The sequence below is a fragment of the Shewanella mangrovi genome (assembly GCF_000753795.1).
GTDB lineage: Bacteria > Pseudomonadota > Gammaproteobacteria > Enterobacterales > Shewanellaceae > Shewanella > Shewanella mangrovi.
Genome location: NZ_JPEO01000001.1, coordinates 583,677 through 596,152, shown reverse-complemented (window position 1 = coordinate 596,152; position 12,476 = coordinate 583,677). Strand labels below are relative to the sequence as shown.

The 12,476-nt window shown below is 48.3% G+C and carries 7 protein-coding genes; 4 read left to right on the top strand and 3 right to left on the bottom strand.

Features of this window, described 5'->3' with window-relative positions:
• Positions 1 to 54: 54 nt before the first annotated feature.
• Entirely contained in the window at positions 55 to 1,518 is a 1,464-nt protein-coding gene (locus HR45_RS02460; RefSeq protein WP_037439318.1) for a sensor domain-containing diguanylate cyclase, read from the bottom strand.
• Positions 1,519 to 1,690: 172 nt separating this feature from the next.
• Between HR45_RS02460 and ettA the strand changes: the two genes are divergently transcribed.
• The 3 genes from ettA to HR45_RS02445 all read left to right on the top strand — a co-directional run bounded on the left by ettA (position 1,691) and on the right by HR45_RS02445 (position 7,878).
• Positions 1,691 to 3,358: an energy-dependent translational throttle protein EttA gene (gene ettA / locus HR45_RS02455; RefSeq protein ID WP_037439316.1), complete on the top strand. Its 1,668-nt coding sequence runs from the start codon at positions 1,691 to 1,693 to the stop codon at positions 3,356 to 3,358.
• Between the two features lie 304 nt (positions 3,359 to 3,662).
• A complete protein-coding gene (locus tag HR45_RS02450; protein ID WP_037439453.1) occupies positions 3,663 to 4,769 on the top strand; it encodes an efflux RND transporter periplasmic adaptor subunit in 1,107 nt (368 codons plus the stop codon).
• Positions 4,756 to 7,878, top strand: a complete 3,123-nt coding sequence (locus tag HR45_RS02445) for a multidrug efflux RND transporter permease subunit (RefSeq protein ID WP_037439314.1) — start codon at positions 4,756 to 4,758, stop codon at positions 7,876 to 7,878. The genes HR45_RS02450 and HR45_RS02445 overlap by 14 nt, the downstream gene beginning before the upstream one ends.
• Before the next feature lie 437 nt (positions 7,879 to 8,315).
• Here the strand turns inward: HR45_RS02445 and HR45_RS02440 are convergent, their stop codons facing one another.
• Positions 8,316 to 9,818 carry a putative bifunctional diguanylate cyclase/phosphodiesterase gene (locus tag HR45_RS02440; RefSeq protein WP_037439312.1) on the bottom strand — a complete coding sequence of 501 codons (1,503 nt, stop codon included), beginning with the start codon at positions 9,816 to 9,818 and terminating at the stop codon, positions 8,316 to 8,318.
• An 80-nt stretch (positions 9,819 to 9,898) separates the two neighbouring features.
• Complete coding sequence (locus HR45_RS02435; protein WP_037439310.1) at positions 9,899 to 10,741, bottom strand: HDOD domain-containing protein; 843 nt, start codon at positions 10,739 to 10,741, stop codon at positions 9,899 to 9,901.
• 358 nt (positions 10,742 to 11,099) lie between these two features.
• Between HR45_RS02435 and trhP the strand changes: the two genes are divergently transcribed.
• The gene (trhP, locus tag HR45_RS02430; protein ID WP_037439308.1) at positions 11,100 to 12,470 is read left to right on the top strand and encodes a prephenate-dependent tRNA uridine(34) hydroxylase TrhP; all 1,371 of its coding nucleotides are present in this window, start codon (positions 11,100 to 11,102) and stop codon (positions 12,468 to 12,470) included.
• The last annotated feature ends 6 nt before the right edge of the window (positions 12,471 to 12,476 follow it).

Genomic DNA, 12,476 nt, shown 5'->3' with positions numbered 1-12,476 from the left:
GTTTAGCAACACCATGAATAACAATTGACTCACATTATTATCAATCAAATCCCGCTAATGTGTTGCTGGCCACCATACGATTTGATTGCGGCCTTGAGACTTGGCTTGGTATAGCGCTTCATCAGCATGTAACAACCAATCACTCAAACTACCACTGGGCTCCATCATAACCATGCCAGCACTAATTGTGACACTAAGACGCTTACCGCCCGTAATAATGGTTAACGCCTCCACGCCGAGGCGAATGCGTTCAGCCAGATCCTGCGCTTTTTGTGCATCGCAATGGCTAAACAACATCACAAACTCTTCACCACCCCAGCGGCAGATAATATCGGACTGGCGAACATGCGTGCGACAATGCTCCACTAACTTTTTCAACACCAGATCGCCGGTATCATGCCCATAGGTATCGTTAATCTGTTTAAAATGATCGATATCCAAAATCATCAATGCCATCGGCCACGAGTCACTATCTTTACTCATAGCACTAAAAATCAGCTCACCTGAACGACGGTTATTCGCCCCCGTTAACGGATCGACGGTTGCAGCATGCGCCAAGCGGCGATGAAAACGTCCTTGAGTGACAAAACCCACCGCCAGCACCACCAGAGTAACCGCTAATGCAGTACCCACATTGATAAGAAATTGGGAAAACATCGGTGAGTTACTGACACCATCCCGTTCTTCAACAATCAAATACCAATTGAATTCTTCCACCAAACGCACATTGAGATACACGGTGCCCAGTTCATCCTCAAAGTGAAAGCTGGTCTCCTCACCAGTAAATAACCTGTTATAGATAGCGGCGATGCCTTGCCGCTGTTTCAGTGACTGCAATTGACCATTTTTACTTTGCAGCATCACCTTACCTTGCTGATCCACAAAATAGATTGTGCGCTGATATTTCTGTTGATATTCAGTAATTAACTTTCTGACTTTATTAACCGATAGCCCAACCCCAGTGACGCCAATACGCTGGCCCGCATAGTCATAAACCAGATGGTCAATATAGATATCTGTGCGTTCCGGATTATCAGGATCGTGGCCAATATCCACAGTGTAATGCTGCTCAAGCGGCAAGGCTTGCAGGCGGCGATACCAGTCGCCATTACCGGGCATGTTGTCGAGTTGCAGCACTCTATCAGGCAAGAAATAGCGGCCGTCTTTTTCCAATATGAAAAAACTCAGAAAGGTACCGAACTTACTATTAATCTCAGTCAAATAGCGCTGTATAGGCGCTGCTGGAGGCGAGGCTTGTAACGCCCAATCTCGCACAAACGTGTCGTGCGCCATAAGGGACGCGATAAACATCGGATTGACTAAGTCACGTTGGATTTGTGAATACACATTATCACTGGTTAATGGCAATGAGTTTTGCTCAATACGTTGACTCACCACCTTACTGGCGACGTGGTAACTGCTCCAACTCATCACAAAAAAGACCGTAAACAGCACTGCGCAATATAACAGCAGCACTTTGAGTCGCTTTTGCGCTAACCACTTTTCCGATGCAGGCATACCAGCTATCCCTTAGGGTAATAAACAGGCGAAATTTCATGCACATCACTCATAACCAATTAAAGCACAAAAATTTTTTAATGATGCGTCAATGACTCATCGACTATTGTCATTGGCAGCCATTGGCGCAATTTAGTAAACTTCCGCCAGCATCAAAAACGTAGGAATGTTTATGGCCCAGTTTGTATACAGCATGCTGCGGGTGGGAAAAATCGTCCCGCCTAAAAAGCAAATTTTAAAAGATATTTCGCTGAGCTTTTTCCCCGGCGCCAAGATCGGTGTACTGGGCTTAAACGGTTCAGGTAAATCCACCCTGCTGCGCATCATGGCAGGTCTGGACACCGAAATTGAAGGTGAAGCTCGGCCAATGCCGGGACTGAAGATTGGTTATCTGCCGCAGGAACCACAGTTAGATCCTAGCCAAACTGTGCGTGAAGCGATTGAAGAAGCCGTTAGCGAAGCCAAAAATGCGCTAACACGCTTAGATGAAGTCTATGCTGCTTACGCTGAGCCAGACGCCGATTTCGATGCGTTAGCCGCCGAGCAGGCCAAGCTCGAAGCCATCATTCAGTCACAAGATGCGCACAACTTGGACCATATTCTGGAGCGTGCCGCCGATGCACTGCGTCTGCCAGAATGGGATGCCAAGATTGAGGTACTGTCGGGTGGTGAACGTCGCCGTGTGGCGATCTGTCGTCTGCTGTTGGAAAAGCCAGAAATGCTGCTGCTTGACGAACCAACCAACCACTTGGATGCCGAGTCAGTGGCATGGCTGGAGAACTTCCTGCACGAATACTCAGGTACAGTTGTCGCGATTACCCACGACCGCTATTTCTTGGATAACGCCGCGGGCTGGATTCTGGAACTTGACCGCGGTGAAGGTATCCCATGGCAAGGCAACTACTCTTCTTGGCTTGAGCAGAAAGATCAACGGTTGCAGCAAGAAGCAGCCAGCGAAAGCGCGCGCCAAAAAACCATTGCCAAAGAATTGGAATGGGTGCGTCAAGGAAGTAAAGGCCGCCAGTCAAAAGGCAAGGCGCGTATGGCGCGGTTTGAAGAACTCAACACCCAAGATTACCAACGCCGTAATGAAACCAATGAACTGTTTATTCCACCGGGCCCTCGCCTCGGTGACAAGGTCATTGAAGTACGTAACCTAACGAAGAGTTATGGCGATCGTGTGTTGATTGATGATCTCAGTTTCTCTATCCCGAAAGGCGCCATTGTGGGCATTATTGGCCCTAACGGCGCGGGTAAATCAACACTGTTCCGTATGCTCAGCGGCGCTGAACAACCCGACAGTGGCGAAGTAGAAGTCGGTGAAACCGTTGAGCTGGCGTCAGTTGAGCAGTTCCGTGACTCAATGAATGATAAAAACACCGTATGGCAAGAGATCTCTGGCGGTCAGGATATCATTCGTATTCATGGCATGGAGATCCCGAGCCGCGCTTACGTGGGTCGCTTTAACTTCCGTGGTGGCGATCAACAGAAAATCATCGGCAGTTTGTCTGGTGGTGAACGTAACCGGGTGCATTTAGCCAAACTGCTGCAAGCTGGTGGCAACGTGTTGCTGCTTGACGAACCCACCAACGACCTCGACGTAGAAACGTTGCGAGCTCTGGAAGAAGCGCTGCTGGAGTTCCCGGGTTGCGCCATGGTGATCTCGCACGACCGTTGGTTCCTCGACCGTATATGTACCCATATTCTCGACTATCGTGATGAGGGTAAAGTGAACTTCTACGAAGGTAACTACACCGAATACTCAACCTGGTTGAAAGAGCAATTTGGTGCCGATGTGGTTGAACCTCACCGTTTGAAATACAAAAGAATGTCGAAGTAAATTTCGGCAAATTCGATTAAAAAGGGAGCCGAGGCTCCCTTTTTTGATGCGTTAATGTGTCAATCTATGGCAAAGATCTGACCTCAATAATTATGCAATTTTACTAAAGCGCCAAACACGAAAAATAACTTGTTGATTATTATGATTTTTAAATAATAATGCCGACCACTTTCAGACATCATAATTAGTGTATCAGCGAGCATTTATTTACACTTTTTTCACGTTAATCGCTTAGCTTTTACAGCGCCCTTCCTTAGAATACTGAGCATCGATCCTGGGGAAGATCTCGAACATCTTTATTATGCTGAAAAAACTCGTTATAGCGATTGCCCTCGTAGCAATCGGCAGTGCTGTAGCTTACAAGATGCGCGCCGCCACCAATACCGATGCGAGCCACACGTCGCATGCTCAAACAATTCCTGTTGTGACAGCCACGGTAAAGAAAGAAGCCCTTGCTGCCGATCTGCGCCTGATTGGCAAGTTAGCCGCCGAACACTCAGTATTTATCGCCTCTCAAGTCGCTGGCAAAATCGACAAAGTGGCGGTGCGTTCTAATGAACAGGTGAAGGCTGGCCAAACACTTATCATCATCGACGATGCCAAGGCCAAAGCAGCCGTGATGGAAGCTGAAGCTTATCTGGCTGATGAGACGCGTAAACTCAAAGAATATGAAAAACTGGCTCACAGCGATGCCATTACCCAAACCGAAATCGATGCCCAACATGCCAGTGTTGATATTGCCGCTGCACGCCTCGCGTCAGCCAAAGCAGAGTTAAATTATCACTACATCAAAGCCCCGTTTGATGGCGTGATAGGCTTAGTGAGTTTTAGTCGCGGTAAGATGGTCAGCCAAGGAGAAGAACTGCTGTCACTGGATGATTTGAGTCTACTACGACTCGATCTACAAGTGCCAGAAGCGCATCTGTCGCAACTCACACTCGGCATGGAGGTCAGCGCCAACAGCGCCGCTTGGCCAGCAGAGGATTTTGCCGGAAAAGTCACGGCGATCGATCCTCGCATTAATGAAGCAACGCTGAACGTACGCACGCGAGTGCTCTTTCAAAACCTTGCGAACAAGTTGCGCCCCGGCATGATGCTAAACACCAGAATGAGCTTTCCTCCCACCTACCTGCCAGTGATCCCTGTGCAAGCGTTGGAGTATTCCGGCACCAAACGTTTCGTCTACAAGGTCGACAACAAACAGATTGCCCACCGTACAGAAGTCCATTTAGGCACCAGAGTTGATAACCAAGTGCTCATCACTGATGGCCTCAATCCCGGTGATGAGATTGTGGTACAAGGTCTCGTCAATATTCGCGATGGCATGCAAGTAAAACAGTTAAAACCTACCTCAGCTGTGCCGGAAACCAGTCAAGCAGCAACCAAGGAGAACGCTGATGCTGCTGTCTGATGTGTCAGTAAAACGGCCGATTGTCGCCATCGTACTTAGCTTATTGTTGTGTGTATTCGGAATCGTTTCATTCAGTAAACTCTCGGTACGTGAGATGCCGGATGTGGAAAATCCGGTGGTCAGTATTCGCACCTCCTACAGTGGCGCCTCAGCCGCTATTATGGAAAGCCAAGTCACTAAAAACATTGAAGATCAGTTGACGGGGATCAGTGGTATTGACCAGATCACCTCGGTCAGTCGTAACGGATCATCACGCATTACCGTCAATTTCAAAATTGGCTGGAATATCATGGAAGGCGTGAGTGACGTGCGTGATGCCGTATCGCGAGCACAGCGTCGTTTACCAGAAGAAGCTGACGATCCGATTGTGTATAAAGATAACGGCTCTGGTCGCCCGGCAATCTATATCCGCTTGCGCTCCAGTGAGATGGATCGCACTCAGCTAACCGACTATTCGCGCCGAGTTTTAGAAGATAAATTCAATCTTATCAGCGGTGTCAGCTCAATTAACATCTCTGGCGGTCTTACTCAGGTGATGTATATCAAGCTCAAGCCTGAAGCGATGGCGGGGCGGCAGATTACGGTTAGCGATGTCATTACCGCGCTCAATAATGAAAACTTAGAGTCGCCCGGTGGCCAAATCCGTAACGATGCCACGACCATGACAGTGCGTACGGCAAGACTTTATCTGCAGCCGGATGATTTCGACTATATGCAGATCCGCACCGCCAGTGACGGCACCCCTGTATACCTCAAAGATATTGCCGATGTGTATATTGGAGCACAGAACGAAAACTCCACCTATCGTAGTAACGGGGTATCAAACGTCAGTCTTGGCGTTGTGCCGCAATCAGATGCCAATCCGCTGGAAGTCGCCAAAGGTGTACGGGCGCAAGTAGATGCCATGCAGAAGTTTCTGCCAAAGGGCACTAGTCTTGCCATCGACTACGACTCCACCGTGTTTATCGATCAAGCCATTGATGAAGTGTACTCGACACTCTACATCACTGGCGGCTTAGTAATTTTGGTGCTGTATGTATTTATTGGCCAAGCGCGGGCGACGCTGATCCCTGCAGTGACAGTACCGGTATCGTTGATCTCGGCGTTCATGGCGGCATACTTTTTTGGTTTCTCCATTAACTTGTTGACCTTGATGGCGCTGATCCTAGCAATCGGTCTAGTGGTCGATGATGCCATTGTGGTGGTAGAGAATATCTTCCACCACATCGAGCGCGGAGAACCACCGTTGCTGGCCGCCTACAAAGGCACCCGCGAGGTTGGCTTTGCCGTTATCGCGACAACCGCCGTGCTGGTGATGGTGTTTCTGCCGATTTCTTTTATGGAAGGCATGGTGGGGCTGCTGTTTACTGAGTTCTCGGTACTGCTCGCCGTGTCAGTGGTGTTTTCATCAATTGTTGCGCTAACGCTGACACCAGTGCTGGCCAGTAAATTACTCAAACCGCATCAGCAACCCAATGCACTCAACCGTGTGCTGGATTGTATTTTTAGCAAGTTGGAAAGTTACTATCGCCGCGGGGTGCGCTACTGCGTTAAACATAAGTTTGCCGCTCCAATTGTGATTCTCGCCTGTATCGGTGGCAGTTATCTGCTAATGCAGCAAGTGCCGGCCCAGTTAGCACCTGCAGAAGATCGTGGTGTGGTGTACGCCTTTGTGCGGGGTGCAGAAGGTACCAGCTACAACCGCATGTCTGGCAACATGGACATCATTCAGCAGCGTCTCATGCCGATGTTAGGCAAAGGCGTGTTGAAGTCATTCAGTTTAGAAACACCTGCGTTTGGCGGCGCCAGTGGCGATCAGATTGGTTTTGTCATCATGCGCCTAGAAAACTGGAAAGACCGTGACGTTAATGCCGCTCAGGCGTTAGAAATGATCTCAAACGCGCTCAAAGATATTCCCGACGTGATGATCCGCCCCATGTTGCCAGGTTTCCGCGGCCGCTCTAGTGAAGCCGTGCAATTTGTCATTGGCGGCTCTGACTACAAAGAGCTGTATAAGTGGGCGCAACTGCTGCAGTCTGAAGCAAATGCCAGCGGTATCATTACTGGCGCCGATTTAAACTATGCGGAGACCACACCCGAACTGATGGTACGTGTTGATCGTCAGCGGGCAGCCGAATTAGGCGTTAGCGTATCCGATGTATCAGATACGTTAGAGGTCATGCTCGGTGGCCGTCGTCAAACCACCTATGTCGAGCGTGGTGAAGAATATGACGTCTACCTGCGCGGCGATGAAAATCACTTCAACAGCATGACAGATATGAGCAAAATCTACGTGCGTACCCGCTCAGGGCAACTCGTCACGCTCGACTCTGTTGCGCACGTACAGGAAGAAGCCTCAGCTCAGCGTCTGTCCCACACCGATAAGAAGAAATCGATCACTTTGAGCGCTAACGTTGCCAATGGCCATACATTGGGAGAAGCGCTGAACTATCTGGATAATCTGGTGGTAGAAAAACTGCCGGGCGATATCAGCGTCAGTTATTCTGGCGAATCCAAAGACTATAAAGAAAACCAAAACAGTATTTTTATCGTGTTTGGCTTAGCGCTGTTAGTCGCCTATTTGGTTCTGGCGGCGCAGTTTGAAAGCTTTATTAACCCGCTAGTAGTGATGTTCACTGTACCCATGGGAGTATTTGGTGGTTTCCTCGGGCTCTGGTTTACTCATCAAGGGATCAATATTTACAGCCAGATTGGCATGATTATGCTAATCGGCATGGTGACTAAAAATGGTATTTTGATTGTCGAGTTTGCCAACCAATTACGGGATAGAGGCCTCGCTTTTGAGCAGGCGATTATTGATGCTTCCGCGCGCCGTTTGCGCCCGATTCTGATGACGGCGTTTACCACCTTGGTTGGGGCGGTGCCGCTGATATTCTCCACAGGCGCCGGTGCTGAAAGTCGGATTTCCGTGGGCACTGTGGTGTTCTTCGGCATGGCATTTGCGACTTTGATTACCTTGTTCGTCATTCCGGCCATGTACCGACTGCTGTCGTATGGCACCAAATCACCAGGTTGGGTGGAGCAACAATTGAATGATGCATTAGCCAGTCAGAGTAACCCCGCTGAAGCGGTAAAAGTGACAGACTAAGCCGATAAAGGTAGCCGAACTTAACCTCACTGTTTCGACAAAAGAAAAGGGATGCCCAGAGGGCATCCCTTTCTTTCACTCAGGGTAAAAACCGACCCGTCAAAAGCCGGTTTGTTTATGGTCAATCTGTAACAGACGCCATAAACCAACATGAATGCTAGCGCGAGATAGCTGTAACTCTGACACTTGAGTTAGCAGCGTCACTAACATTCACTGATATCCAGGCCACATCCTAGTGTCTCGACATCTTGGGTTGGCATTATACGTATATGAGAACAGTTAGTATAGTGTTATTAAGATTTAACAGAACTAAAATCAATTTATTGTTGCTGAAACTGCAAAAACTGGTCAAACATCAGTAACAAATCGAGGTTAACGTGTTATTAATCCGAATAATTAATGGAATTTTCGCTATTTTTTGAAAATAGCAGGAAAGTCTAATGGGTAAGATCTCGACCTTCCACATTTGAGAACAGGTGTAAATTCAGACCGTGATATTCTAATTCGGCAGCACGCATGGGGTTCGCGTAAAACTGTCCTTGAATAACGTCAGCACCGAGTTTACGCAAGGCTTCACGCTGCGCTTTAGTTTCCACACCTTCAACTGTTACGCGGAAACCCAACTGGTGGGCAAGTTGAATAGTACTACGCATAATGTGTAGCGCACTGACATCGGTCAATAAGTCTTGCAAAAATGCTTTATCTATCTTGATTTCATCCACCGGCAGATCTTTCAGGTAGGCCAGCGAAGAATGACCAGTACCGAAATCATCAATCGCCACTTCAATGCCCATCTCTCTGAGTTGGCGCAGCTTATCCCGAGTATCCAGCATATCGGCAACTAAAGTTCCCTCAGTAAGCTCTACCGCGAGCGAACTCGCGGGAATATTATGCGCTTTCAGCTTGCTGGCAATAATGGCGACAATATCTTTCTCAAAGTCGCTGCTACTGAGATTGACCGCCACCCGCAAATGTATTCCTTGCGTATGCCAGCGGCTGATTTGCGCCATGGCATTTTCCATTACCCAATCGCTGACCAGCCCTTGCATACCAGCACACTCGGCCAAAGGAATAAATTCCGCTGGTGAAATAAAGCCTAACTCTGAGTGATCCCAACGAATTAGTGCCTCAACCTGCAAACACTGGCCGGTTTCGATGCTTTCCTTCGGCTGATACACCAGGTAAAGCTGATTACGATTCAGCGCTTTCGGCAGGCTATTAATGATCTTCATTTCGCGCAAATTAACCGTGTCATCGCCGGTTTCATAGATCGCCAGCAACTGGTGGTTTTTGCCCGCTTTTTTCAACGCCAAATCTACTCTACGCAACATCAATGAAATATCAGCGTGATCCTTCGCTAGCTGCAGACAGCCAATTTTAGTTTTTACACCAATGGGTGCGTTATCAATCACGTAGGGCTGTTGCACCAGTTGCTGCATTTCGTGCAAAGCTTCACTCGTCACTTCCTGCTCATAAAACAGCAAAAACTCATCACCATCCATACGTGCTAAAAATCGAGGTTGGTGCTCCAACTGCCGCAGGCGCAGAGAAAAAGCCTGCAACACTTTATCGCCGGTACTGAAACCAAAGAGATCATTAACAAATCGAAATTTTTCAATATTGATTAGGACTAACGAGCCCTGCGTGATTGGCATTAACGGCGTTAACGCCTTTTTGAGCATGGCGCGATTAGGTAAACCAGTGAGTGTATCCCGCCCGATACTTGAAGGAAGTTGCCGCAACAGCGCTTTAAATGCGGTATAGAGCGGCATCATTAATTCGGGGACTTCAGTAAATTCCAACGGTTGCCGTTGATCCGCTTGCTCACGCACATTGGCGGCAAGCTTATTGACGAAACGTTTGAGGTGAATATAACGCCACGCTGCAGCCAGCAGCAGGAGTACAGCGACTAACAGCAGCACGCTTAAAAGATAGCTCATGTTTGCCCCAACTATTTCCTCAAAAACCACCTTGGGCGCGAGGAAAAATATATTCCCGTCAGAATACCGAAAATTACCGCTTAATGGTAACTGGCTTTAATCGAATGGAATTGTTCTAAAAACGCTTCACTGGCCAAATCATCTGGAGTAACAGGTAAGCCTTTCTCAGCAAACACGTCGAGTCGCTGCTCCAGCTCCGCCCCAGCACGCAGCTCACCGACATAAAACGCGGCGGCACGAATAAAATCCAAATAGGTAACGTTTTCAGGCAAGTAATGCAGATCAGCCCAGCGCTCAACCACTTCGGTCACTTCTGGCGCAAAATCCCAGCTATTGAGCACAGCGCGCCCAATTGGACCTTGTAGCTTTCGCACCAATGCGCGTAACTGGCCAACACTGTTAAATAATTCTGGGTGAGACTCAGCTTCGGTCAGTACCGGCAAGGCGCCGATATTATGCACTAACCCCGCTAACGTCAGCGTATCGTAATTCAATGGCGTTTGTGGGTGCTGCTTTTTATACATTAATAACATTGAGCACGCTGCCGACGTCACTTCAATAGACGTCGTCCAGACTTCGTCCATCACTTCCCACACCATCTCATTAGTAGAGATAAATAATTGCTCCATCGCAATTGAGGTCACAATAGACTTAATCTGCGTTAGCCCGATGCGACTAACCGCATTATTAATGTTTTCCGCTTTAATACCGCGGCTATAGAGCGCACTATTGGCGACTTTGATTAAACGCGCCGAAATTGCCGCATCTTGCCCAATCACCTCCGCAACCTGTTTCAGGCTCGAATTAGGCTGTCCTACTACCTCTTGTACACGAATTGCTACTTCAGGCAGCGTTGGAAGCACCAGCGTATCGCTTTTTAGTTTTTTTAGCAGACCGACCAGTAGCAGGTGTTCAGTAGACATGCACGCCTCAAATTTGTTAACAGTTTGTTTTAAAAATTTTATCAAGTATATCAGTTAAGACCCGAAACAAGGGAAAGATAATGCAATCAGGTTGCGAATCCAACCGCAAATATACGGGATATGACCAAACTCTACATTTGTTGCATGCCTTTCGCAGCACCAGATTTAGCCAGTTAGAGAGCTCGGATGAGATCGTTAGCCATCATCAGCTAATTGCGCTAGTAACTACTGGCTATAAATCAGAGTAATTTAATCAACTTTTTGATTTGCATCACTTGACCAATCTTAAGTAAAATGCCGCGCCTGCACTGCTATACAATAGTAGCGGCAGCCTTATTCACGTCATTGAGAGAGTGTTATGTTTAAACCTGAGCTGTTGTCCCCTGCCGGGACCTTAAAAAATATGCGCTATGCCTTCGCTTACGGTGCTGATGCCGTCTATGCCGGTCAGCCGCGCTACAGCCTGCGGGTACGTAACAACGATTTCAAGATGGAAAACCTTGCCAACGGCATCAATGAAGCTCATGCACTCGGCAAAAAACTGTATGTGGTGAGCAATATCGCGCCACATAACGCTAAGTTAAAAACCTATATCAAAGATATGGAACCTGTGGTTGCCATGCAGCCAGATGCATTGATCATGTCTGATCCTGGTTTGATCATGATGGTGCGTGAAGCGTTTCCTGAACAAGTGGTACACCTTTCTGTACAAGCTAACGCCATCAACTGGGCATCAGTAAAATTCTGGGAATCTCAGGGCATCAAACGGGTGATTCTGTCACGCGAACTGTCACTGGATGAAATTGAAGAAATCCGTCAACGCTGCCCAGACATCGAGCTAGAAGTGTTCGTTCACGGCGCGCTATGTATGGCCTATTCTGGCCGTTGCCTGCTGTCGGGCTACATCAACAAACGTGACCCGAACCAAGGCACTTGCACCAACGCTTGCCGTTGGAAGTATGACGTGCACGAAGCGAAAGAAAACGACAGTGGCGACATTATTGCCGCTAACCCAGTACAGATTGAGCAACCTCAACCTACGCTAGGCGAAGGCTCTGCCACTGACCGTATCTTCCTGCTGCAGGAAGGTAATCGTCCAGGCGAATATATGCCAGCGTTTGAAGATGAGCATGGCACTTACATCATGAACTCCAAAGATCTGCGTGCGATTCAACACGTTGAGCGTTTGGCGAAAATGGGCGTTGACTCGCTGAAGATTGAAGGCCGCACCAAGTCTTTCTACTATGTAGCGCGTACCGCGCAGCTATATCGTAAAGCAATTGATGACGCTGCTGCAGGTCGCGCATTTGACCCAAATCTGATGCTGCAACTCGAAGGCTTGGCACACCGCGGTTACACCGAAGGCTTCCTGCGTCGTCACGTACACGACGAGTACCAGAATTACGATTACGGTTACTCTGTCAGTGACAGCCAGCAGTTTGTCGGCGAATTTACCGGTAAACGCAATGCCGCAGGCATGGCCGAAATTGATGTGAAAAATAAGTTCGGCGTTGGCGATAGTGTTGAACTGATGACGCCTCAAGGCAACATCAGCCTGACCATTGAAACACTGGAAAACCGTAAAGGTGAGCAGATTGACTGCGGGCCAGGTAACGGCCATACCGTTTACCTGCCAGTACCGGCAGAAATTGATGTTAGCCACGCGATTTTGCTGCGCAATCTTACGTCCGGTCAAGACACCCGTAATCCGCATCAAGTCGCGGGTTGAGTAACG

Coding starts and splice junctions, on each gene's coding strand:
- HR45_RS02460 (WP_037439318.1), bottom strand. CDS start 1,518: ATGCCTGCATCGGAAAAGTGGTTAGCGCAAAAGCGACTCAAAGTGCTG.
- ettA (WP_037439316.1), top strand. CDS start 1,691: ATGGCCCAGTTTGTATACAGCATGCTGCGGGTGGGAAAAATCGTCCCG.
- HR45_RS02445 (WP_037439314.1), top strand. CDS start 4,756: ATGCTGCTGTCTGATGTGTCAGTAAAACGGCCGATTGTCGCCATCGTA.
- HR45_RS02440 (WP_037439312.1), bottom strand. CDS start 9,818: ATGAGCTATCTTTTAAGCGTGCTGCTGTTAGTCGCTGTACTCCTGCTG.
- HR45_RS02435 (WP_037439310.1), bottom strand. CDS start 10,741: ATGTCTACTGAACACCTGCTACTGGTCGGTCTGCTAAAAAAACTAAAA.
- trhP (WP_037439308.1), top strand. CDS start 11,100: ATGTTTAAACCTGAGCTGTTGTCCCCTGCCGGGACCTTAAAAAATATG.